We start from the raw sequence: 24,339 nt of genomic DNA, 5'->3' as shown, positions 1-24,339 counted from the left end.
TAAATGGAAGATCGAATTATCAGAACTGAATATTCCGAGATCATGCAGAAGTCCTTTATAGATTATGCCATGAGCGTAATCGTGGCTCGTGCACTTCCGGATATCAGAGACGGACTTAAGCCGGTTCAGAGAAGAACTCTCTATGACATGTACGAACTCGGAATCAGATATGACAAGCCTTACAGAAAGAGCGCAAGAATCGTCGGCGATACCATGGGTAAATATCACCCTCACGGCGACAGCTCTATCTATGACTGTCTTGTTGTAATGACCCAGGACTTTAAAAAGGCTATTCCTCTTGTTGACGGCCACGGAAACTTCGGAAACATCGAAGGCGACGGCGCTGCTGCCATGCGTTATACCGAGGCGCGTCTTTCAAAAGTTACTCAGGAGAACTTCCTTGAGGATTTGAACTTAAACGTAGTTGATTTCCTCCCGAACTTTGATGAGACAGAAAAAGAGCCATCGGTTCTCCCTGTTAAGATCCCCAACTTCCTTATAAACGGAAGTGAAGGTATCGCAGTAGGTATGGCAACCAGTACACCTCCTCACAATCTGGCTGAGGTAATTGACGCACAGATCGCCTACATTCAGAACGACTCTCTTACAACAAAAGACCTGATGAAGTACATCAAGGGACCTGACTTCCCTACAGGCGGAGTTGTTATCAACAAGGATGAACTTTTAGAAATCTATGAGACCGGTATCGGTAAGATCAGGATAAGAGGCAAGGTTGAAACCGAAAAGGGTAAGAACGGACACATAAATCTGATCATAACAGAGATTCCTTATACCATGATCGGAGCCGGCATTGGCAAGTTTATGGCTGATGTAGCGGAACTTGCTGAGAAGAAGATCACCAATGTTATTGTTGATATTTCAAACCAGTCTTCCAAGGAAGGAATCAGAATCGTAATAGAGCTCAAGAAGGACACTGACGTAGAGAACTTTACAAACCTTCTTTACAAGAAGACCAAACTTGAGGATACATTTGGCGTTAACATGCTGGCCATCGATAACGGACGCCCTGAGACCATGTCTTTAAAAGAGATCATGAGAGCCTGTGCGGACTTCCAGTTTGAGATTGCCACAAGAAAGTACCAGACACTTCTTAAAAAAGAGCAGGACAAGAAAGAGATCCAGGAAGGTCTTATCAAGGCCTGCAATGTGATCGACCTTGTAATTGAGATCCTCAGAGGCTCCAAGGACAGAGCAATGGCTAAGGACTGCCTTGTAAACGGAAACACAGAAGGCATTAACTTTAAGTCAAGAGAGTCCAAGGCAATGGCTGCTCAGCTTCTTTTCTCAGAAGCTCAGGCAGATGCCATTTTGGAGATGAGACTCTACAAACTCATCGGCCTTGAACTTGATGCTCTTATCAAGGAACATGAGCAGACAGTAGCCAATATCTACAAATACGAGGATATTCTTGAGAGCCATGAGTCCATGTCAATGGTCATCCAGAATGAGCTCACCAAGATAAAGAAAGAATATCAAAGACCCAGAAGAACTTTAATCGACAACAGGGAAAATGCAGTTTACGAAGAAAAGCCCGTTGAAGAGATCGATGTAGCATTTATCATGGACAGATTCGGCTATGCCAAGACCATCGATGCTTCAACCTATGAGAAGAATAAAGAGACTATCCAGGCCGAGTTTAAGTTCTCATTTATCATGAAGAACACCGGCAAGATCTGTTTCTTTACGAATACAGGTAATCTCCATACTGTAAAAGCTATGGATCTTCCTCAGGGCAAGATGAGAGATAAGGGTATTCCTATCGACAATGTCAGCAACTTTGACACTTCAAAAGAGACAATTGTCATGGCTTCAAGCCAGTCAGACCTTAATCTCTACAGGCTCCTGTTTACAACCAAGATGTCCATGATGAAGGTTGTTGACGGCGGAGAGTTTGATGTTTCAAAGAGAACCGTTGCTGCCACCAAGCTCCTTGACGGAGATGAAGTTGTAAGCGTAGAGGTTATTAAGACTCAGAAGACAGTCGTGCTTAGAACAAACGATGGATATTTCCTCAGATTCCTTATTGAGACGGTACCTGAGAAAAAGAAGATAGCAGTCGGTGTAAGAGGTATGAGGCTTACAAAGAATGACTACATCCGAGATGTCTTTTTCCTTAATGACATGGAAGAAAAGAGCATTGAACACAACGGTAAGGAGCTTCATTTAGGGCACCTTAAGATAACCAGCAGAGATACAAAGGGAACAAAGGTAAGACTATGAGAGTAATTGCAGGATCTGCCAGGAGACTTAGACTTGTAACTCCTGAAGGAAATGACACAAGGCCGACACAGGACCGTATTAAGGAAACCCTGTTTAATATGATACAGAATCAGGTACCGGGTGCGGTGTTTGTGGATCTGTTCGCAGGAAGCGGCGGGATCGGAATAGAGGCACTCTCAAGAGGTGCAAGCAAGGCTTACTTTGTTGAGAATGCTACAAATGCCTACAAGTGCATAATGCAGAACCTAAAGACCACTCATTTTGAAGAAGATTCTGTGGTCCTTAAGCAGGATGTTGTTCTGGCGCTTCGCGGCATTAAGGAAAGTGAAGTTGATATAATCTTTATAGATCCTCCTTATCACGGAGAGCTCTACGAGAGAACGCTTTCCCAGCTCTCTCAGATGAGCTATGTTACAGAGAATACCATGATAATTGTCGAGAGCGACAAGGACTACGATTTCTCTTTTGCAGAGGACTATGGATTTGAAGTTCGCAAGGAGAAAGAGTACAAGAGCAACAAACATGTTTTCCTGTACAGAAAGGGCAACTGATTATGAAGACTGCTGTATATCCGGGAAGTTTTGATCCGGTAACACTTGGACACCTGGACATTATAAAGCGCGCATCCAGCATGTTTGATGAGCTGATCGTAGCTGTAATGTGCAATTCATCTAAAACTCCATTGTTTACCCTTGATGAACGTGTTAAAATGTTAAAAGAATCTGTGAAGGACCTGCCAAATGTGCGAATCGAGTCTTTTGGCGGACTTCTTATTGATTATTGCAAGGAAAATCAGATCCATATCATCATCAGGGGGTTACGAGCCATAACTGATTTTGAATATGAGCTTCAGATTGCACAGATTAACAGAGAGTTATCACACCATGAGGTGGATACCGTATTCCTTACAACCAGCCTTGAGTATTCATACCTTAGCAGCTCAGTTGTAAAAGAGATCGCAAGTTATAATGGGGATATTACAACCTGCGTTCCGGAATTTATAGCCACAGAGCTATACAAAAAATACGGATTCAAATAAATTCGGGGGTATTTATCATGACCAGCAGAATAGAACAGCTTATTGACGAGATCGAGACATATATAGATAATTGCAAACCACAGCCTTTGTCTCAGACCAAGATCATTGTCAACAAAGAAGAGATTGATGAGCTTCTTAGAGAGCTTCGCAGCAAGACACCTGAGGAAATCAAGAGATATCAGAAGATCATCAGCAACAAGGAAGCAATTTTAAATGACGCGCGCAAGAAGGCTCAGGAGCTCATTGATGAGGCAACTGCTCACACCAATGAACTTATTAACGAGCATGAGATCATGCAGCAGGCGTACGCTCAGGCCAATGAAGTAATCTCACAGGCTGCTGCCCAGGCCAAGGACATCCTTGACAAGGCAACAATTGAGGCCAATGAGATGAAGGCAGCTGCTGTACAGTACACAGATCAGCTTCTAGAGAACGTTGATTCCATCATAAATCAGTCAATTGATGCAACAAGCAAGAATAACGACGAGATCATCGAGTCAGTTAAGCAGAACAGCATCAATATTGTTAAAGAGGTAACTCAGAGCAATGACAGCATTCTCTCTGCACTTACTCAGTACAGTGAGATCATCAAGTCAAACAGAGCGGACCTTCGTCCACCTGTTGGCGGTGCTTCTGTAGGAACCGGCGCAGCTGTTACAACTGAAAATCAGGGCGCAGCTTTGGATGATGGAAGTTTAAATCTTGATATGCTTAACTAAGTAGCGATTACTAAGAGCTGCCGCATTATTGCGACAGCTTTTTATCTTTAATAGGAGTTTGGGGGATATTATGAAAAAGCTTATTTCGTATGTATTTACTTTTGTAATGGTATTCACAGCTGTATTCGGAGCTACTTCGATCGATACAAGTGCAGCATCTAAGAATGTGGTAGTTGTAATTGATCCGGGACACGGAGGAGAGGGAGACAGAAACCTTGGTGCCCAGTATAACGGCCTTTCAGAGAAGGCTCTTACTCTTCAGGTTGCCAATGTCCTGAAGGCTGAGCTTGAAAAATATGATGGAGTTACCGTATATACCACGAGAACCACTGACACAGCTATTTCACTGGAAGACAGGGCAGCATATGCAAAGAGTGTCGGAGCAGATTTCGTATACAGTATTCACTTCAACGCTTCAAGCAATCATGCTTTTTACGGCTCTGAAATTTGGACATCTACCTTTGGTAATTACTATGTAGCAGGTGCTAACTTCGGCAATATTCTCCAGTCAGAATGGAGTGGACTGGGCCTTTATCAGAAGGGTGTTAAGACGAGAGTCGGATCTTCCGGTAAGGACTACTACGGAATCATAAGAGCCTGCGTTGCAAGAAACATGCCTTGCGTTATCATGGAGCATGCATACCTCGACCATGGAGTGGATGTCTCCAAGATCAAGACTGCTGACTTTATTGGCAAACTGGCTGCCGCTGATGCAACTGCAATTGCCAAGTACTTTAAGCTTAAATCAAGCACTACAGGAGCTGATTATTCAGGCTTTAAATACACTTCAGTTAAAAAGCCCGGAAGAGTTCTTTATCAGGATGAAACAGGACCTGAGAAGTGCGAGATTAAGGTTCTTGCTTACGACCTTGCCAGCGGAAATGTACTTGTTGAAATGACGACCAAGGACAGCCAGAGTCCTGTCATCTACTTTACATACAGCTATGATGGCGGTAAGACCTTTAATACTCTGCAGATGTGGGACAGGAGTAAGTCTACACAGTCCTTTAACGTTAAGGTTCCAAGCGGAACTGTAAATCCAACAATAGTCTGTGCTGCTTACAACAACTATGAAAAGGGTACTTTAAGTAATCCTGTTCAGGTGGCAGCTACATTCAATTATTAAGGAAAAAGACATTGAGACTTGATAAATTTCTTTCGGAACAAAATATAGGTACCAGAAAGCAGATAAAAGAATATGTAAAAAACGGAAGATGCGCTGTAAACGGGATACCTGCTTCAAAGGCTGATATGCATATCGATGAAAACAGCGATGAGATCGCTTTTGACGGAATAGTCCTTAGTTACAGCAAGTATCATTACTATTTGCTGAATAAGCCTGTAGGCGTTGTGAGTGCCACAAGAGATGGCAGGAACGAAACGGTGCTTGATCTTTTATCCGGAGAAAATGTAAAAGGTCTTTCTCCCTGTGGAAGGCTTGATATCGACACAGAAGGGCTGCTTCTTATTACAGATGACGGGGATCTGATCCACAGACTCCTTTCACCTAAAAAACATGTGGATAAGGTCTATGAAGTACATATCAGACAAGCTCTTTTACCTGCTGATATAGAGAAGCTTGAAAAGGGCGTGAATATCGGTGATAAGAAGGATGATGGAAGCATAGATTACACACTTCCTGCTAAGGTTGAGCTTTGTGATGACAAGGACGAAGAAGGATATCCGGTGATTTTCCTTACCATTCATGAAGGCAGATTCCATCAGGTAAAGAGAATGCTTGAAGCTGTTGGGAATGAAGTAATGTTTCTTCGCAGAATCTCTATGGGAAGTTTAGAGCTTGGCGACGACCTTCCTGTCGGTGATTACAGACCACTTACCGAAGAAGAAATTAATGAATTAAAGAAATAGGATGATTTATGAAAGATATAAAGCTTAATGATTATGAAGCAGTGATCTTTGACCTCGATGGATCGCTTGTTGATTCCATGTGGATGTGGAAAGCTATAGATGTTGAGTATTTGGCAGGACATGGAATAGAGGCTCCAAGCACTCTCCAGAAGGATATAGGCGGAAGAAGCTTTGTTGAGACTGCCGTTTACTTCAAGGAGAGATTTAACCTTAAGGATTCTGTTGAGAAGATCGGCGATGACTGGAATAAAATGGCATGGGATAAATACACAAGCGAAGTGCCTCTAAAGGAAGGAGTATCTGATCTTTTGGATAAGTGTGAAGAGAGCGGCATTAAGCTTGGCATTGCCTCCAGCAATTCAACAGAGCTGATAAAACAGGTGCTTTCTTCCCATGGAATAATGGATAAATTTCAGAGTATTAAGTCAGGAACCCAGGTAGTTAAGGGGAAACCAGCGCCTGACATTTATCTTACGGTTGCGGATGAACTGGGAGCTGAGCCATCAAAGTGTCTTGTCTTTGAAGATCTTGTGGATGGCATCAAGGCTGCCAAGAATGCCGGCATGACTGTTGTTGCAGTAAGTGATGATTATTCAAGGCACAGCGATGACCTAAAAAAAGAGCTGGCAGATGATTATATAGAAGATTATTGGGGACTTACTGAAGGATGAAGAAGTATAAAGGCGACTTTGGATATATTGAATACAGAAAAAAGGTAACGATAATAAGAACGGCTGTGTGCCTGGCTATTACGCTTGCAATTTTTGTAATCGGTCTTGTAATAAACGGAACACAGAAAAATGTCTTTTCCATAATAGCTGCTCTTGGCTGCCTTCCGACAGGCTGGAGCGCAGTTAACATGATAATGTTCATTAGAGGAAAGGGCTGCAGCGAAAGTGATCATAGCCAGATTGAGGCGCATAAAGGGAATCTGCTTGTTTACTATGATCTAGTCATCACCAGTTATGACAAGAATTACAACGTGGCTGCTTCTACGGTTCTTGATAAGAACATCTGCTGTTACTGCTCTGATAAGTCAGTAGATTGCGAAGATATAGAGAAGCACATTAAAAAGATGATGGCTCAGAGTGGATACTCAAGCTACAGCATTAAGGTCTTTAATAAGCTTGATACTTTCCTAGGAAGGCTTGATCAGCTTGAGAAGCTAAGGGCTGAGAAAAACATTGACCCTCAGGCAATCGAGGATGCGTGGGTTCCGGGAACAACTCAGACACCGGCGGGAATTCTTTTATCAATATCATTATAGGCGGTTAAATGAAAGAGATCATAGTTGGCGAAAACGAACAGGATAAACGCTTTGACAGATTCCTTAAGGGCTATTTAAAAGAGGCTTCAAGCGGCTTTGTTTACAAGATGCTGCGAAAGAAGAACATTACCCTTAATGACAAAAAGTCAGACGGAATGGAAAAACTTAAAAAGGGAGATGTAATAAAGATCTTCTTTACTGATGATACCCTGAATAAGTTTCGCGGAACTGAGGCAGGTTCTGATAAAGAGTGCCCGGAATTGTTATCTTATAAAAAGATTGGTGAACTTCACGTTATTTACGAGGATGATAATATTGTTCTTGTAGATAAGCCTGCAGGTGTTCTTTCACAGAAATCGCAGAAGGATGATGACAGCTTAAATGAGTGGCTCATCGGATATCTTTTGAATAAGGGTGATATCACAGCAGAGAGCCTTGATACCTACAGGCCTTCGATATGCAACAGGCTGGACCGAAATACCAGCGGTATTGTGATCTGTGCCAAATCACTTGTAGGCGCACGTAAGATGAATGAGCTTATAAAGGACAGAAGTGTTGGGAAGTTCTATCGCACAATTGTTAAGGGCAGGATCGATGCAGACTTTTCACTAAAAGGTTTTTTGTCAAAGGATGATAAGAAAAACAAGGTTGTAATTCTTGATAAAGATCCGCATGACCCGGCATATTCTTATGTTGAAACCGAGTTTCATGTTGTATCCTTTAACAGAGAAAAGGATATGACAATGCTGGAGGTTAAGCTGATAACAGGTAAACCTCATCAGATAAGGGCTCATTTAGCCGGTATAGGGCATCCTATTCTCGGAGATATAAAATACGGCGGAAAAGCTTATAAGGGACTTAACTTTCAGCTTCTCCACAGCTACAGGCTTGAGTTTCCAAAGAATTTAAAAGAGCCTTTTGAAGAGCTTTCAGGTAAGGAGTTTACGGCTCCTATGCCAAAGGAATTTAATATATTTGAATAAGAGGTAATTATGCCTACATGGAAATCTCGTGGACTCAGGGGATCCACGCTTGAAGACATGGTCAACAGAACAAATGAGAGGTACCTTGAACTTGGACTTTGTCTTATTCAGAAAATTCCCACACCTATTACGCCAATAAATATTGAGAAGGAGACACGGCACATAACGCTTGCCTACTTTGATCAAAAGTCAACCGTGGACTACATTGGTGCAGTCCAGGGTATTCCTGTGTGCTTTGATGCCAAGGAATGCGCAACAACATCTTTTGCACTGCAAAATATTCACCAGCACCAGGTTAACTTCATGGAAAGCTTTGAGGAGCAGAATGGAGTTGCATTTTTTCTTATCTACTTTACGTCTTTAGACGAATTCTATTACCTTCCCTACAGAAACTTACGCGTTTTCTGGGACAGAGCACAGGCAGGAGGCAGAAAGAGCTTTCGCCATGATGAACTGGACCTTAAATATGTAATAAAAAAGCACAAGGACCCGGGGCTTTTAATCCCTTATCTTGATGCAATGCAGATTGACCTTGAAGAGAGAGAATAATTGTTTGACATATTGTTTGATATAATGTAAACTCTTTTCTATGGTAGCGAATTATCATAGTAGCACTGCGCATTACTAAAGTGAGGTAGACATGAATAAAGTACTTTTACATACTCCCGACGGAGTTAGAGATATCTATGGTTCAGAATGCAGCGACAGACTGATCGTAAGAGACAAGATCCATGAGAAGATGAAACTGTATGGATATGAAGATATAGAAACGCCTACGTTTGAATTTTTCGATGTATTTGCTCAGGAGATAAATGCCAGCGATGCGAGAGAACTGTACAAGTTCTTTGATAAAGACGGAAATACAATGGTTTTAAGACCCGACTTTACACCATCTATTGCCAGATGTGCATCCAAGGTAATGCTTGAAAATCCAATGCCTGTGAGAGTTGTATATCAGGGCAGTACATTCCTTAATACTTCAAGTCTTCAGGGCAAATTAAAGGAAACAGGCAATATAGGCGTTGAGCTCTTTAAAGATGATTCTGTATACGCTGACGCTGAGATGATAGCTCTTTTAATAGAATCTCTCTTAAGCTCAGGGTTGAAGGACTTCCAGGTCAGCATCGGTGATGCAGAGTACTACAAAGGCATTTGCGAGGAAGCCGGTATTGATGCAGAGACAGAGGTCATGATCAGGGAGCAGATCGTTCAGAAGAACTATTTTGCTGCAGAGAGCATCCTTGCTGAGAGAAATATCCCTGAGAAGTATAAAAACCTGATAGTCAAGGTTGCTGAGTTTATCGGCTCAGATGAGGCCCTTGATAAGGCTCAGGAGCAGGTATCAAACGAGAGAAGCTTAAACGCTATAAAGCGCCTTAAAAGGCTTTATCAGGTACTTAAAGAGTATGATGTTACCCAGTATGTTTCATTTGACCTTGGAATGCTGAGTAAATTCAATTATTACACAGGTGTCATTTTTAGCGCATACACCTACGGAGTAGGCGATGCCATTGCTAAGGGAGGAAGATACAACAACCTCCTTGGAAAATACGGTCAGGAAGCACCTGCTATTGGCTTCGTAATTCTACTTGATGACCTTTTGTCAGCTCTTTACAGACAGAACGTTGAAATGGAACATGAGAAGCAGACTGTATATACTGAGTTTGATGAAGAGAGCTTTAAGGCTAAACTGTCTGAAGCTATAGAAATGAGAAAATCAGGCCAGAAAGTGGCTTTGGCATACAGAAAGGCATGAGTGGTGAATTTATGAGATATCTTACATTTGCCCTTGGAAAGGGACGCCTTGTCAACTCAACCATGGAGATACTTAATAAATGCGGGATTGAGTGCGAGGAGATATTAGATAAAAAGACGAGAAAACTTATTTTTACCAATGAAGAGCTTAAGCTTAAGTTCTTTTTGGCAAAGGGACCTGATGTGCCGACCTATGTTGAGTATGGCGCTGCGGATATTGGTATTGTAGGCGCTGACACTATCCTTGAGGAGAACAGAAGAGTTTACGAAGTCTTGGATCTCGGCTTTGGAAAGTGCAGAATGTGTGTCTGCGGACCTCATGAGGCAAAAGAGCTTTTAGAGCACCGTGAGATGATCAGAGTTGCAAGCAAGTATCCAAATATTGCCAAGGATTACTTCTACAATAAAAAGCATCAGACGGTTGATATAATTAAGCTAAACGGCTCGGTAGAGCTTGGGCCTATTGTTAATCTTTCAGATGTGATCGTTGATATTGTTGAAACAGGATCAACACTCAGGGAGAACGGCCTTGAGGTTCTTGAAGAAATCTGTCCCCTTTCTGCAAGGATGATCGTGAATCAGGTAAGCATGCAGATGGAGACTGAGAGAATCAGAAAGCTCATAAATGACATTAAGGAGAATTTGGAATAAATGAGAACACTTAAGCTTACAGAAGAAACAAAAAAAGAACTTCTTGGAAATCTTTTAAACAGAAATCCCGGAAGCTATGGTGAGTATGAAGAAACAGTAAATGGAATAATAACTGATATCCGAAATAACGGCGATAAAGCTTTATTTGAGTACACAGAGAAGTTTGATAAGTGCGTAATTGATGCAAATTCAATTAAAATAACAAGACAGGAAATAGAAGAGGCATACAAGGCACTTGATCCTGAATTTGTAGAAGTTATGAAGAGAAGTGCTGAGAATATCAGAGCCTTTCACGAGAAGCAAAAGAGGAACACCTGGATCGATACCAAAGAAGACGGAAGTATCCTGGGACAGAGAATTCTTCCGATAGAGATTTCAGGCGTTTATGTTCCCGGAGGAAAAGCAGCTTATCCTTCAAGCGTACTTATGAACGTAGTTCCTGCCAAGGTTGCAGGTGTTGAGAGAATTGTTATGTGCACACCTCCTGGCAAGGATGGTAAGGTTAATCCCGGAACTCTTGTTGCAGCTGATATAGCAGGTGTTACTGAAGGTTATAAGGTGGGCGGAGCTCAGGCTATCGCGGCTATGGCATTTGGAACAGAGTCAGTACCTAAAGTTGATAAGATAACAGGACCTGGCAATATCTTTGTTGCACTTGCCAAGAAAGCATGCTTTGGACACGTTTCAATTGATTCTATCGCAGGTCCCAGTGAGATACTTGTTCTTGCGGATGAGAGTGCAAATGCAAGATATGTGGCTGCCGATCTCTTGTCACAGGCTGAACACGATGAGATGGCAAGCGCTATTTTAATTACTACATCACAGGAACTTGCAGATAATGTGTCAAAAGAGATTGACGGATTTTTGCAGACTCTTTCAAGAGCGGATATAATAAAGAAGTCCTTAGATAACTATGGATATATTTTTGTAGCAGAGAATATGGAGGATGCCATCGAAGCAGCCAATGCAGTAGCATCTGAGCACCTTGAGATAATTACTGTTAATCCGTATGAAACAATGACAAAAATTAGGAATGCAGGTGCTATTTTCCTTGGAGATTATTCTTCAGAACCTCTCGGAGACTACTATGCAGGCCCTAATCACATTCTTCCTACAAACAGAACTGCAAGATTCTTCTCACCGCTTTCTGTTGATGATTTCGTAAAGAAAACAAGTATTATTTCGTACTCAAGAGCAGCACTTGAGAGAGTACATGATGATATTGAACTCTTTGCAAAGCAGGAAGGACTTACAGCTCACGCTAATTCCATTGCTGTAAGGTTCGAATAAGATTGTCTGATATGGTCAACGCGACTGATATGGTCAATGCTTAAAAATTACACTTGTAATCATTGAAAAGTGCACCAAAATTGCAAGTTTACTTTCTAAAACGTATATAAAATGCAAGTTTACATATATTTTATAATTGGAATTTACAATATTTTGTAAACTGCATATAAGGAGACACAAGCTATGGAAAAAAGAGTTGCAGAAGTGACACGAAAAACGCAAGAAACTGACATCAAGGTTTTACTTAACCTTGACGGGTCAGGAGCTTCAAACATCACAACGGGCATCGGATTCTTTGATCATATGCTTCAGGGATTTACAAAACACGGCTTTTATGACATGGATGTCACAGTAAACGGAGACCTAAATGTTGATGGTCACCACACGGTTGAGGATACCGGAATCGTGCTTGGACAGGCCATTTCTAAGGCTTTGGGCGACAAAAAGGGTATAAAGCGTTACGGAAGCATGATCCTTCCCATGGATGAGACTTTGGTAATGTGTGCAATAGATCTTTGCGGAAGACCGTATTTTGTGATGGATGCTGAATTTACAGCACCTATGGTCGGTGATTTTGACACACAGCTGGTAAAAGAGTTTTTCTATGCAGTTTCATATTCTGCAGCAATGAATCTCCACATCAAGGTTTTAAATGGATCTAACGATCACCACAAGATTGAAGCGATATTCAAGGCGTTTGCAAAAGCGCTGGATGAAGCATCAATGATAGATCCGAGAATAGAAGGCGTACTCAGTACAAAAGGAGCACTTTAAGCATGAAGAACAGTGTTAAAAAAATAGTCGGTGCAATATATTTGAAAAATGGTCGTGCAATGAAAGGCTTTGGAACCGACCAGGTATGCGAGTTTGATGCAGTTTCCGAAGGCGAGAGATTATCAAATTCAAATGCTGACGAGATCATAGTTTTTGATCTTTCCCCGGCAGGAGATGATAAAGCTCATGAAGAGTCTTTGGATGTGATCAAGGATATCTGTAAGGCTGTTGATGTCCCTGTTATCGGCGCAGGCAATGTCAAGAGGATGGAGGATATCAAAAAGCTCCTCTATGCAGGCTGTAAGAGAGCTGCCCTTAATTTCTCAAAGGAGGGTAACGCTGATATCCTGAAGGAAGTATCAGAGAAATTCGGCAAGGACAAGATTGTTATCTGCTACGAAGACGCATCTTCCGTGACAGAAAGAAAAGACGATATCCTTACCTTTGCATCTGAACTTGTACTCGTTACAAAGGATGAAGCAAAGCTAACAGATCCGGGCATTGACCTTCCTGTTATGGCAGTTTTTGATGCTGATGATCTGCCCTATAAAGACCATCCTGAAGAGCTCTTTTTCAAATATGACTTTATTGATGCTGTGTCCGGAATAAATGTAAATTCCAATGCACAGCGCATAAATCAGATAAAAGATTTTTTAACTGAAAAAGGAATTAAGATTAGTGCGCTGGAACCGGCATTTACATGGAATCAGCTTAAAAAGAATTCTGACGGAATGGTTCCTGTTATCGTTCAGGACTACAGAACAGATCAGGTTCTGATGCTGGCGTATATGAATGAAGAGGCATATAACACTACGCTTAGGACAGGTAAGATGACATACTTTAGCAGGAGCAGAAATGAGCTCTGGATAAAAGGCGAGACCAGTTCGCACTTCCAGTATGTTAAGTCTCTTACAGCAGATTGCGATCTTGATACCATTCTTGCCAAGGTTAAGCAGATTGGCGCTGCATGTCACACCGGAAGTTATTCCTGCTTCTTTAACGAGATAGCTAAAAAGGATTATTCCGAGAAGAATCCGCAGAAGGTTCTTGATGCAGTATTTGAGGTTATAAAGGACAGAAAAGATAATCCAAGAGAAGGTTCTTATACCAATTATCTCTACGAAAAAGGAATCGACAAGATTCTTAAAAAGGTTGGTGAAGAGGCAACCGAGATGGTTATAGCCGCTAAAAACCCGAATGAAAATGAAGTTATTTACGAAATGAGTGATTTCCTGTATCATATGATGGTCCTCATGGCTGTTAAAAATGTCAGCTGGGAGGATATAACAGACGAACTGTCAAGACGATAAAGGAAAAAGTATGAATTACAATTTAGCATTAACAGATGAGGCGCTGCTTACTATCGAAAAGCCCGAGAGATACATCGGCAATGAGGTAAACAGTGTTGTTAAGGATAAGGGGCAGATCGATATAAGATTTGCCTTCTGTTTTCCTGATGTATACGAGATCGGAATGTCCCATCTGGGCATTCAGATCCTTTACGGAATGTTCAACTCTTACGACGACGTATGGTGCGAGCGTGTGTATTCTCCATGGATGGACATGGATGCACTTATGAGAGAAAAGAACATTCCTCTTTTTGCGCTTGAATCTCAGGACCCGGTAAAGGACTTCGATTTCCTGGGCTTTACCATCCAGTATGAGATGTGCTACACGAACATATTACAGGTTCTGGATCTTTCAGGCATTCCTCTTAAAACTGCAGACAGGACCTGGGATGACCCAATAGTCATTGGTGGTGGCCCTTGTACCTATAACCCTGAGCCGATTGCAGATTTCTTTGATATTTTCTATATCGGAGAGGGTGAGACAAGATATCGCGAGCTCTTTGACCTGTATAAGGATGCGAAGAAAAGAGGTATCAGCCGAATGGATTTTCTTCATGAAGCTGCTAAGATTCCTGGTATCTACGTACCATCATTTTATGATGTTAAGTACAAGGAAGACGGGACTATTGCATCCATGGAACCGGTTTTTGATGATATTCCAAAGACCATCAAAAAGGAGATGTGCACTGACCTTTCTCACGAGTTTTATCCAACTAAGCCTGTAGTTCCCTACATCAAGATCACACAGGACAGAGTTGTTCTTGAGATCATGCGTGGATGCATCAGAGGCTGCAGATTCTGCCAGGCAGGACAGCTCTATAAACCTCTTCGTGAAAAGGACGTGGAATATCTTAAGAAAATTGCGATAGAAGCTCTGGAGAACACCGGATATGAGGAGATTTCTTTAAGCTCCTTAAGCTCAAGTGACTATTCAAAACTCCCTGAGCTTATCGACTTTTTGATAAAGAGCTGCAATGAAAAGAAGATAAACATATCTCTTCCGTCACTTAGAATAGACGCATTTTCTCTGGATGTAATGAGTAAGGTCCAGGATGTAAAAAAGAGTTCTCTTACATTTGCACCGGAAGCCGGAACCCAGAGAATGAGAGATGTTATCAATAAAGGTCTCACAGAGGAGGATATTCTGAGAGGCTCGCACGAGGCGTTTCTTGGTGGCTGGAATAAAGTTAAGCTTTATTTCATGCTGGGACTTCCTACAGAGACAGATGAAGATATCTATGGCATCGGTGATATAGCCAATAAAGTTGCTGTGGAGTATTTTGAGACTGTGCCCAAGGAAAAGAGAGGCGGACGTACAATAGACATCGTAGCAAGTACTTCATTCTTTGTACCCAAGCCCTTTACTCCGTTCCAGTGGGCTCCTATGAATACCAAGGAAGAGTTCCTTGATAAGGCAAATAAGACCAGAAAAGGAATCATGTCACAGCTTAACCAGAAGCATATCAAATACAACTGGCACGAAGCTGATGCAAGTATGATGGAAGGTATCTTTGCGAGAGGCGATCGAAGGCTCTGCGATGTTATTCTAAGAGCTTATGAAAAGGGCTGCGTTTATGACGCCTGGAGTGAGTACTTCAAGTTTGACACATGGATGGAGACCTTCAAGGAATGCGGAGTTGATCCTTTCTTCTACACCACAAGAGAACGAGCTGATGACGAGACATTCCCCTGGGATATCATCGACTGTGGCGTAACAAAGGCCTTTATGCTAAGAGAATGGAAAAATGCCCTTGCAGGTAAGAAATCAATAAATTGCAGACAAGGATGTTTGGGATGTGGTGCAGCTTCCTATGGAGTCGGAGTTTGCACGGAGAGTAAATAATGCATAAATTACGTTTGAAATTTTCAAAAAACGGACCAATAAAGTTCATAGGTCATTTGGATGTCATGCGATATTTTCAAAAGGCCATCAGAAGAGCAGGTATTGATATCAAGTATTCAGAAGGCTTTAGCCCACATCAGGTGTTATCTTTTGCGCAGCCCCTTAGCGTAGGAGCAACCAGTGATGGTGAATATCTTGATATGACTGTAAATTCCATGAGCAGTGTTAAAGATATCATGGACGGACTTAACAGTGTTATGAATGAAGGCATTAAGATCGTTGCCATTGCTGAGCTTGATGAGCGTGAAGAAAAGGCAATGACAACTTCATATGCTGCTAAATATCATCTGAAATTCAGAGAGAATTCAAAACCGGATTTCGACTGGGTGAGCGAGATGGAGTCTTATCTTGAAAAAGAAACTCTTCCAGCCGTTAAGAAGACAAAGAGCGGCGAAAAAGAGATCGATATGAAGCAGATGATATTAAATTATGAGTTCGGAGAAGACTACCTTGATATACTGCTGATGATGAGCAGTAAGGTTACATTAAAGCCGACTTTGCTCTTTGTGTACTTCTTTAAATCATTGGGAAAAGAGTTTAACACCGTATGGCTCGATATACACAGAGTAGATATTTACCGCGATTTTCAGGAAGGCGATAAAACATACATCGAACCATTCATAGCCGGTGATACAGACGAGAGAATATATTTAAATGGCTGATATCTTTGTTTCTAACTATGATAATTATCTGGTTGTTTCAGCTTATATCTACAATAAGCTGGAGTTTATTTCTGTTGTCCGTGATTCGGTGCTCGACGATATTTATTTATGCAGAGTGGAGAATATCCTGAAGAATATTGATTCTGCCTTTGTGAGGTATCGCGATGACGAGCAGGGCTATGTTGCGCTCAAAAACATACTCCCAATTACCGTTGTTAACAGAAAGATCATTTCGTCATCAGAGCTAAGACAAGGTGATGAGATCGTGCTTCAGGTAGAAGCAGAACCTCTCAAACTTAAGAAAGCCAAGCTTTCATCCCGCATATCAATCTCCGGTAAATTCGTAGCTGTTACGCTTGGTAGAAAAGGCGTTGGAGCATCCTTAAAAATCTCTCAGGATGACAGAACCAGACTGATTACTTGTGCTAAGAAACACTATAAAGACTTAGTTGATGAATACTGTGAAAAGCTAGACGGTACAGATTTTGGCGTGATTGTAAGGACTGAAGCTGCTCGTCTTTCAGGGGATGATATAGATGAGAATATTAGAGATGATATAAAGGCATGTATAGATAAAATCTGCGATATTCTGAGCGTGGCAAAGAGCCGAAAGGTCTTTTCATGCCTTCAGAAAAATGATAGTGCAGATGAAGCATATCACATTGAAAAAGCAAAGGCATTCATCAGGACCAAAACCTCAGATGAACCACGTATTCTTAACGAATCTGTAGTTTACAGTCTTAAAAAAGATATGGATAAGCTGCTCTATAACAGGGTGTGGCTTAAATCAGGAGCTTTCCTTATCATCGAACAGCTTGAAAGCTTTAATGCCATAGATGTAAATACAGGAAAAGCAATTTCCGGCAAGACAGATATTACATATAAAGTCAACATAGAAGCTGCCGATGAAATATTCAGACAGATAAGGCTTCGAAATCTTACGGGAATGATACTTATAGATTTCATTAACATGAAAGACAAAGAAGATGTGCAAAAACTTTGTGATCATGTAAGAGCTCTTGCAAGAAAAGAAGTGGTACACACTGAATTTGTCGATATAACCGGGCTTGGCATAATTGAACTCACAAGAAACAAAAACGATAAATCATTAAAAGAAATATTACAAAATAACAATCAAAGTGTTGACAACATGGAAAATGAATGATATTATACCATGGTATGCCGCTTAACTAGGCCTAAGTGGGTCTATCCCCGCCGAAGTTAGCGAGTTTTTTGAAGAAGGAGGTAACTTATGTACGCAATTATTGTAACTGGTGGTAAGCAGTACAAAGTTTCCGAGGGCGATGAGATCAAGGTAGAGAAGCTTGATGTAGAGCCTGGAAAAGAAGTAACATTTGATAATGTTATTGCAGTAAGCGACGACAATACACTCAAGGTTGCAGTCGATGTTAGCTCAGCTAAGGTTAGCGCAACAGTTGTAGAGCAGGGACGTGCTAAGAAGGTTGTTGTTTACAAGTACAAGAGAAAGACTGGCTATCACAAGAAGAACGGTCACAGACAGCCATTCACAACTGTTAAGATCGACAAGATCACAATGTAATTTAAGCTGACTATATACAGATGACGAATATTACAATTACGAAAGCTTCAGACGGCAGTTACAAATGGATTGAATGCAACGGACATGCAGGATTTGCTGAATACGGTGAAGACATTGTATGTGCTGCAATATCGGTCCTGACAATCAATACTATCAATTCTGTTGAGAAATTCACAGATGATAAGATATTGACCAGCCAGAATGAAGAAAAAGGTATATTGAGATTAGAGTTTGAGAATATTCCTTCCAAGGAAGCAGATCTTTTATTAAGGTCTTTCGAGCTCGGTGTCACCAGTATATACGAACAGTATGGTAAGAAATTTTTGAACATTAAATTTAGGAGGGAATAAGTCATGATGAATATGAACCTTCAATTTTTTGCTCATAAGAAGGGTGTTGGATCAACCAAGAACGGTAGAGATTCAGAATCCAAGAGACTTGGAGCAAAAAGAGCTGATGGACAATTCGTGAAGGCCGGAAATATTTTATACAGACAGCGTGGAACACACATTCATCCTGGTGTTAATGTTGGAATCGGTAGCGATGACACATTATTTGCACTTGTTGATGGTGTTCTTAGATTCGAGCGCAAGGGCAAGGATAAGAAACAGGCCAGCGTTTATGCTGTAGAGAATAAGTAATTTTTGCAAAAGACAGGCTTCAAACTTTTTGTTTGAAGCCTATTTTTAACTAGTTGTATTTTGAGGTACTAATATGCCAGTATTTGTAGATAAAGCTAAAATCTTTATACAGAGCGGAAAAGGCGGAGACGGACATATCTCTTTCAGAAGGGAGAAATACGTTCCTAACGGCGGTCCTGATGGAGGAGACGGCGGAAAGGGCGGAGACATCATCTTTAAAGTGGATGAAGGAATAAACACGCTCTCAGACTTCCATTACGGCGGCAAGTATAAAGCTGAAAACGGTGAAAACGGAAATAAAAGGCGCTGCCATGGAAAAAATGGCGCTGACCTTATCATAAAGGTTCCAGAAGGAACTGTTATAAAAGAAGCAACTAGCGGTAAAGTAATCGCAGATATGAGCGGTGATAACAGAGAAGTTGTGATCCTAAAGGGCGGAAAAGGCGGAAACGGTAACATGCACTATGCTACCTCAACCATGCAGGCGCCTAAGTATGCACAGCCCGGTCAGCCTGCAATAGAGCTTGAGGTTTTACTTGAGCTTAAGGTAATCGCTGATGTAGGCCTTGTTGGATTTCCAAATGTTGGAAAATCAACCTTCCTTTCGAAGGTTTCAAACGCTAAGCCCAAGATTGCCAATTATCACTTCACAACGCTTACTCCAATGCTGGGTGTTGTAGATCTTGATGGTGCTAAGGGCTTTGTTGTTGCAGATATTCCCGGACTCATTGAGGGGGCTTCAGAAGGCGCAGGACTTGGACATGAGTTTTTAAGACATATCGAGCGAACCAGAATGATGATCCATGTTGTTGATGCAGCTTCAACAGAAGGCAGAGATCCTCTTGAGGATTTGGAAGCTATTAACAATGAGCTTAAGAACTACAACGCAGACATAACCAAGAAAATCCAGGTTATTGCAGCAAATAAGGTAGATATGCTTCCTGAGGGTGAGGATGCTGAGATAATAAAAAAGATCAAAGAGAAGTACGAACCTCTCGGCGTAAAAGTGTTTGCAACCTCCACACTAACTGGAAAAGGTATCAAGGAACTGTTATACTATGTAAGTAGGACCCTTTCTGAGATTGAGGACAAACCTATTACCTTCGAGCAGGAATTCTTCCCTGAAGATATGGCTACCGAAGCTGATGAGGCATTTTCTGTTTACTACGATCAGGACGAGGCCGAATATGTTATTGAAGGCCCTAAGATTGAGAAAATGCTTGGTTATACAAACCTTGAATCCGAGAAGGGCTTTGCGTTCTTCCAGAAATTCCTTGCAGACACAGGTATTCTCGATCAGCTTGAGAGCCTTCACATTCAGGAAGGCGATACTGTAAGAATGTATGGCTACAGTTTTGAGTACTACAGAAATGCAGACACAGTACCTGCAGATGATGAGACAATAGATGAGGATGAAGAATAATGACATTAACAAGTAAACAAAGAGCTTATTTAAAGGGACTTGCAGCTGACCTTGAGCCGGTTTTCCAGATTGGAAAAGCCACTGTAACACCGGAGATCACCAGCGCAATTGCAGAGACCTTTAACACACATGAGCTCGTTAAGATCACAGTGCTTAAGAACTGCCTTGAGGATGTTAAGGAAGTTGCAAACACTGTTGCTGAGAGAACAAGATCTGACCTTGTTCAGGTAATCGGAAGAAAATTTGTATTATATAAACCTTTTAAGGATGACCCGAAGATAATCCTTCCTAAGACTAAAAAGGCTGAGTAAACTCAAAAATATACCATGTTGGAGGCACTAATATGGAATGCAGAAAGATTGGTATACTGGGCGGTACATTTGATCCTATTCACAATGGACACCTTCTTCTTGGAGAGTCTGCCAGAGAGCAGTTTTCTCTGGACAGAATAATCTTTATGCCAAACAATCTGGCTCATTTAAAGAACAGGACTGAGATTTCAAGCGGCGATACCCGTTATCAGATGGTCAAAATGGCAATTGCGGATAACCCGTATTTTACCTGCTCAAGACTTGAAATTGATAAGCCTGAAGGCACATATACCATTGATACCATCAATGAGCTTAAGCTTATGTATCCCGGCGATGAACTTTATCTTATTCTCGGCGGAGATTCAATAATCGGTATTGATTCCTGGTATAAGGCAGATGAGCTCTTGAAATCCTGCGTAATTCTTGCTGCAGTCAGAGAAGAGGACGATCTTCCTGCTCTCGACAGAAAGAGACGTGAGCTTAATACAAGATTCGGTGCGGATATCAGGATAATGACCTTTAACAGAATTGATATTTCCTCAACAGACATAAGACAGCGTGTTAAGACTGGAAGATCTGTAAGATATCTTTTACCTGATGAGTGTATTGAATTTATGTGCATAAAGGGATTATACAGATGAAGATAATCGAAGTGTCTCAGAAACTGCGCAAGCAGCTTGAAAATGAACTTAAACCCGACAGATTTGACCATACCCTGGGAGTGGCATATACAGCTGCCAATATGGCCTTTTTGTACGGCGCTGATATCGAGAAAGCTCTTATCGCAGGATATCTTCATGACTGCGCCAAGTGTATGACTCATGAAGAACAGATCAAGATCTGTGAAAAGAATGATATCGAGATAACAGAAGTAGAGAGAAAGAACCATTCTCTTTTACATGCAAAAGTCGGTATGTATCTGGCCAGAACAAAGTACGATGTCTATGATCCCGAGATTCTTGGTGCTATAAGATGGCATACCACAGGAAGAGAGGATATGACTCTTCTCGAGAAGATCGTATATATCGCCGACTTCATTGAGCCAAACAGAAGACCGCTTGAGAATATGGCTGAGATAAGAAAAGAGGCATTTACAGACCTCGACAAGTGTCTTGCACATATTCTGCATGATTCGGTAATTTATCTTAAGACAATCGGAAAAGAAGTTGATGAGGCGACCATGAACGCCTATGAATTCTATAAAAAATTCTACAAATAAGGAAAGAGGTATACATGTCAGATATTGAAGTTTCAAAGAAAATGGCTGCTATGGCAGTTGACGCCCTTGAAGACAGAAAGGGCGAGGATATAAGGGTAATTGATATAAGTGAGATTTCAACTCTCGGTGATTTCTTCATTATCGCTGCCGGAACCAACAGAAATCAGGTTCAGGCCCTTGCTGATAATGTTCAGGAAAAGCTTGGAAGAGCTGGCTACATGACCAAGAATGTAGAAGGCTATGAAGGAGCAAACTGGATACTTCTTGATTTCGGAGATATCGTTGTTCATGTCTTCGACAGCGAGAACAGACTTTTCTACGATCTTGAGAGAATCTGGAGAGACGGTAAGCAGATAGATACTGCCGATCTTAAATAAGTCAAATAAAGCATAAAAAGGGGCAGACAAAATGTACCGACCCCCAAAAGTTAGACCAAAAATCTAACTTTTTGGAGGTCGGTATTTTTATGGCAAAATATGATTTTGAATTTAAGAAAAAGGTAGTCCTAGCATACCTCAAAGGTGAAGGCGGAAGGAACTTTTTGGCAGAAAAGTATGGTATCGCAAGTTCACAGCATATCATCGAATGGGTTAATAATTACAATAAGTTTGGTGATGATGGTCTGAAACGATCTCGAAAAAAAGATAGTTATTCTTTCGAGAAGAAGCTTTCTGTTGTAGAGTTATATTTATCAAGTGAAATCTCATATCAGGATTTAGCTCTACAAGAAGGAATCACTAATCCAAGCATGATTGTTAACTGGGTAAAGCGCTTTCGTGTAGCAGGTTCTGATGCATTGAGACCTCACAAGAAAGGTCGAAGGAAAACATTGGAAAAGCCGGAAAAGAAATCTTCTACTCTGCCCATTGAGAGTCCAGTTGATACAAGTGCAGAGCATGTTAAAGAGTTAGAGGATGAGCTGCTGAAGCTAAGAATAGAGAATGCATTTTTAAAAGAACTGAGGAGGCTGCGTTTAGAGGACGAAGCAAAAATGAGAGAACGGCGCGAATCATCAACAGCCTCCGAAGACAGTTCAAACTAAAAGACCTTCTCTCATATACAGGTATGCCAAAGGCTACATTTATGTACTGGCAAAAGAGATTTGACCGGGAGAATCCAGATAAAGTGCTAGAAGAAACGATTCTTGCTATACGCGCGAGGAACAAGGACTATGGTTATCGTAGAGTGGTAGGCGAATTAAATAACCAGGGATACAAGGTCAACAAAAAGAAGGTTCAACGAATTATGCAGAAGCTAGGACTCCAGGTGACATCCTTTACTCGTAAGAGCAGAAAATACAGTTCCTACAAAGGGAAAGTAGGAACCGTTGCTCCTAACAGGATTAAGAGAAGGTTTAATACCCATATACCGCACCAGAAAATAACCACCGATACAACAGAGCTAAAGTACTATGAAGTAGATACAAAAGGTCACTTGACCATGCACAAGCTCTATCTGGATCCATTTATGGATATGTGTAATGGAGAAATACTAAGTTTTGGAATAGATAAACATCCATCTGCCAAGAATGTAATGGATGCTCTTGAACAGGCGATAGAAATCACATCAGACTGTCCTTATCGTAGGACCTTCCATTCAGATCAGGGATGGGCTTACCAGATGAAGGCTTATTCCCATCGGCTAAAACAAGAATGCATCTTCCAAAGCATGTCCAGAAAAGGTAACTGCTTAGATAATTCGGTAATGGAAAACTTCTTCGGACTGCTAAAGCAAGAAATCTATTATGTAGTAGTTTATTATAGTTACGAAGAATTGAAAGCTGAAATAGAGCGATATATAAAGTATTACAACGAACAAAGAATTAAAGAGAAACTAGGATGGATGAGTCCTGTCCAGTATAGACTCAACCTCTTGGCTGCATAAAAACAGCGTAGCAGCCATAAAACTGCTACGCTTAAAAGTCTAACTTTTGGGGGTCACCTCAAAATTGTCTGCCCCTTAATTTTTGTATTTAGTAGAATCTCATCACGCCAAATACCTTGCCAAGAATCTTGCAATCATTAACAATTATTGGATCCATGGTATCGTTCTCTGGCTGGAGTCTTATATGATCTTTTTCCTTGTAATAGGTCTTAACGGTGGCTGAATCGTCAATTAGGGCAACTACCTGGTCGCCGTTCTTAGCAGTGTTGCATACCTGGACAAAGAGCTTGTCACCATTGTAAATACCTGCATTTATCATTGAATCACCCTTAACATTAAGAATAAAGGCATCTGCGCCTTTGGGACACATTTCTGCAGGGATAGGAATGTAGGAATCGATGTTCTCCTCGGCCAGAATAGGAGTTCCGGCAGCTACCTGTCCGACTACCGGTATGCTGACAATCTCGGTTCTGACCATATTAAAGCCATCATCACAGATCTCTATAGCACGGGGCTTGGTTGGATCTCTTCTGATATATCCGTTCTTCTCAAGTGTCTCAAGATGAGAGTGTACGGAAGATGTAGATTTAAGATTAACTGCCTTACATATATCACGTACAGCCGGCGGGAAACCTCTTGAAAGAGTCTGCTCTTTGATATACTCAAGAATTTCCTGCTGCTTGGGCGAAATTTTTCCTTTTGGCATAATGGCTCCTCCTGACGTATTTTCTGCATTAAGTATAGCACAGCTTTTTTGATAAAGCAAATGTTTGTTCGGAAAATATGTTCGAAAAAGTA

General features: G+C 41.3%; 28 protein-coding genes. 27 read left to right on the top strand and 1 reads right to left on the bottom strand.

The window, feature by feature from the left end:
• Positions 1-3 precede the first annotated feature (3 nt).
• The 27 genes from G632_RS0101090 (at position 4) to G632_RS21615 (ending at position 23,541) form a co-directional block, all read left to right on the top strand.
• Positions 4-2,241, top strand: coding sequence for a DNA gyrase/topoisomerase IV subunit A (locus G632_RS0101090; protein WP_022767185.1), 2,238 nt, complete (start codon positions 4-6; stop codon positions 2,239-2,241).
• Positions 2,238-2,792 (top strand): 16S rRNA (guanine(966)-N(2))-methyltransferase RsmD, encoded by a 555-nt coding sequence (gene rsmD, locus G632_RS0101085; RefSeq protein WP_022767184.1) that lies wholly within the window; start codon positions 2,238-2,240, stop codon positions 2,790-2,792. Before G632_RS0101090 ends, rsmD begins: the two co-directional genes overlap by 4 nt.
• Before the next feature lie 2 nt (positions 2,793-2,794).
• A complete protein-coding gene (gene coaD, locus G632_RS0101080; protein WP_022767183.1) occupies positions 2,795-3,280 on the top strand; it encodes a pantetheine-phosphate adenylyltransferase in 486 nt (161 codons plus the stop codon).
• 17 nt (positions 3,281-3,297) lie between these two features.
• Entirely contained in the window at positions 3,298-3,999 is a 702-nt protein-coding gene (locus G632_RS18440) for a hypothetical protein (protein ID WP_022767182.1), read from the top strand.
• A 70-nt stretch (positions 4,000-4,069) separates the two neighbouring features.
• Positions 4,070-5,125, top strand: a complete 1,056-nt coding sequence (locus G632_RS0101070) for an N-acetylmuramoyl-L-alanine amidase family protein (protein ID WP_022767181.1) — start codon at positions 4,070-4,072, stop codon at positions 5,123-5,125.
• 11 nt (positions 5,126-5,136) lie between these two features.
• Positions 5,137-5,868, top strand: a complete 732-nt coding sequence (locus G632_RS0101065) for a pseudouridine synthase (RefSeq protein ID WP_022767180.1) — start codon at positions 5,137-5,139, stop codon at positions 5,866-5,868.
• 17 nt (positions 5,869-5,885) lie between these two features.
• Positions 5,886-6,539, top strand: a complete 654-nt coding sequence (locus G632_RS0101060; RefSeq protein ID WP_026512305.1) for an HAD family hydrolase — start codon at positions 5,886-5,888, stop codon at positions 6,537-6,539.
• Entirely contained in the window at positions 6,536-7,135 is a 600-nt protein-coding gene (locus tag G632_RS0101055) for a hypothetical protein (RefSeq protein ID WP_022767178.1), read from the top strand. The genes G632_RS0101060 and G632_RS0101055 overlap by 4 nt, the downstream gene beginning before the upstream one ends.
• Positions 7,136-7,143: 8 nt before the next feature.
• Positions 7,144-8,118 carry an RluA family pseudouridine synthase gene (locus tag G632_RS0101050; protein WP_022767177.1) on the top strand — a complete coding sequence of 325 codons (975 nt, stop codon included), beginning with the start codon at positions 7,144-7,146 and terminating at the stop codon, positions 8,116-8,118.
• Between the two features lie 9 nt (positions 8,119-8,127).
• Positions 8,128-8,667 (top strand): Holliday junction resolvase RecU, encoded by a 540-nt coding sequence (locus G632_RS0101045; RefSeq protein ID WP_022767176.1) that lies wholly within the window; start codon positions 8,128-8,130, stop codon positions 8,665-8,667.
• A gap of 91 nt (positions 8,668-8,758) precedes the next feature.
• Positions 8,759-9,874, top strand: a complete 1,116-nt coding sequence (gene hisZ / locus G632_RS0101040) for an ATP phosphoribosyltransferase regulatory subunit (RefSeq protein WP_022767175.1) — start codon at positions 8,759-8,761, stop codon at positions 9,872-9,874.
• A gap of 11 nt (positions 9,875-9,885) precedes the next feature.
• Positions 9,886-10,524 (top strand): ATP phosphoribosyltransferase, encoded by a 639-nt coding sequence (gene hisG, locus G632_RS0101035; protein WP_022767174.1) that lies wholly within the window; start codon positions 9,886-9,888, stop codon positions 10,522-10,524.
• On the top strand, positions 10,525-11,814 hold the full coding sequence (gene hisD / locus G632_RS0101030) for a histidinol dehydrogenase (RefSeq protein ID WP_022767173.1): 1,290 nt from the start codon (positions 10,525-10,527) through the stop codon (positions 11,812-11,814).
• A gap of 183 nt (positions 11,815-11,997) precedes the next feature.
• Positions 11,998-12,588 (top strand): imidazoleglycerol-phosphate dehydratase HisB, encoded by a 591-nt coding sequence (gene hisB / locus G632_RS0101025; protein WP_022767172.1) that lies wholly within the window; start codon positions 11,998-12,000, stop codon positions 12,586-12,588.
• Positions 12,589-12,590: 2 nt separating this feature from the next.
• Positions 12,591-13,898, top strand: coding sequence for a bifunctional phosphoribosyl-AMP cyclohydrolase/phosphoribosyl-ATP diphosphatase HisIE (gene hisIE / locus G632_RS21620; protein WP_022767171.1), 1,308 nt, complete (start codon positions 12,591-12,593; stop codon positions 13,896-13,898).
• A gap of 10 nt (positions 13,899-13,908) precedes the next feature.
• Positions 13,909-15,780 carry a TIGR03960 family B12-binding radical SAM protein gene (locus tag G632_RS0101015; RefSeq protein ID WP_022767170.1) on the top strand — a complete coding sequence of 624 codons (1,872 nt, stop codon included), beginning with the start codon at positions 13,909-13,911 and terminating at the stop codon, positions 15,778-15,780.
• Positions 15,780-16,502 (top strand): TIGR03936 family radical SAM-associated protein, encoded by a 723-nt coding sequence (locus G632_RS0101010; protein ID WP_022767169.1) that lies wholly within the window; start codon positions 15,780-15,782, stop codon positions 16,500-16,502. The genes G632_RS0101015 and G632_RS0101010 overlap by 1 nt, the downstream gene beginning before the upstream one ends.
• Positions 16,495-17,667, top strand: a complete 1,173-nt coding sequence (locus G632_RS20800; protein WP_022767168.1) for a ribonuclease E/G — start codon at positions 16,495-16,497, stop codon at positions 17,665-17,667. Before G632_RS0101010 ends, G632_RS20800 begins: the two co-directional genes overlap by 8 nt.
• Before the next feature lie 87 nt (positions 17,668-17,754).
• Positions 17,755-18,063 (top strand): 50S ribosomal protein L21, encoded by a 309-nt coding sequence (rplU, locus tag G632_RS0101000; RefSeq protein ID WP_022767167.1) that lies wholly within the window; start codon positions 17,755-17,757, stop codon positions 18,061-18,063.
• Between the two features lie 20 nt (positions 18,064-18,083).
• Positions 18,084-18,413 (top strand): ribosomal-processing cysteine protease Prp, encoded by a 330-nt coding sequence (locus G632_RS0100995; protein ID WP_022767166.1) that lies wholly within the window; start codon positions 18,084-18,086, stop codon positions 18,411-18,413.
• Between the two features lie 3 nt (positions 18,414-18,416).
• A complete protein-coding gene (gene rpmA, locus G632_RS0100990; RefSeq protein WP_022767165.1) occupies positions 18,417-18,704 on the top strand; it encodes a 50S ribosomal protein L27 in 288 nt (95 codons plus the stop codon).
• Positions 18,705-18,777: 73 nt separating this feature from the next.
• Positions 18,778-20,127 carry a GTPase ObgE gene (obgE, locus tag G632_RS0100985; RefSeq protein WP_022767164.1) on the top strand — a complete coding sequence of 450 codons (1,350 nt, stop codon included), beginning with the start codon at positions 18,778-18,780 and terminating at the stop codon, positions 20,125-20,127.
• The gene (gene yhbY / locus G632_RS0100980) at positions 20,127-20,438 is read left to right on the top strand and encodes a ribosome assembly RNA-binding protein YhbY (protein ID WP_022767163.1); all 312 of its coding nucleotides are present in this window, start codon (positions 20,127-20,129) and stop codon (positions 20,436-20,438) included. Before obgE ends, yhbY begins: the two co-directional genes overlap by 1 nt.
• A 32-nt stretch (positions 20,439-20,470) precedes the next feature.
• Positions 20,471-21,079 carry a nicotinate-nucleotide adenylyltransferase gene (gene nadD / locus G632_RS0100975; protein WP_022767162.1) on the top strand — a complete coding sequence of 203 codons (609 nt, stop codon included), beginning with the start codon at positions 20,471-20,473 and terminating at the stop codon, positions 21,077-21,079.
• Entirely contained in the window at positions 21,076-21,657 is a 582-nt protein-coding gene (gene yqeK, locus G632_RS0100970) for a bis(5'-nucleosyl)-tetraphosphatase (symmetrical) YqeK (RefSeq protein WP_022767161.1), read from the top strand. The genes nadD and yqeK overlap by 4 nt, the downstream gene beginning before the upstream one ends.
• Before the next feature lie 14 nt (positions 21,658-21,671).
• Positions 21,672-22,034: a ribosome silencing factor gene (rsfS, locus tag G632_RS0100965; RefSeq protein ID WP_022763914.1), complete on the top strand. Its 363-nt coding sequence runs from the start codon at positions 21,672-21,674 to the stop codon at positions 22,032-22,034.
• Between the two features lie 89 nt (positions 22,035-22,123).
• Positions 22,124-23,541 (top strand): IS3 family transposase gene (locus tag G632_RS21615; RefSeq protein ID WP_242826695.1). Its coding sequence is split into 2 segments (ribosomal slippage): positions 22,124-22,607 and positions 22,607-23,541, totalling 1,419 coding nucleotides; the frame shifts between segments, so codons are not numbered across the junction.
• Positions 23,542-23,629: 88 nt separating this feature from the next.
• Here the strand turns inward: G632_RS21615 and lexA are convergent.
• Entirely contained in the window at positions 23,630-24,247 is a 618-nt protein-coding gene (gene lexA / locus G632_RS0100950; protein ID WP_026512302.1) for a transcriptional repressor LexA, read from the bottom strand.
• Between the last annotated feature and the right edge of the window lie 92 nt (positions 24,248-24,339).

It is taken from the genome of Butyrivibrio sp. NC2007 (genome assembly GCF_000421405.1).
Lineage (GTDB): Bacteria > Bacillota > Clostridia > Lachnospirales > Lachnospiraceae > Butyrivibrio.
This window is presented reverse-complemented; position numbering and strand designations above follow the sequence as displayed.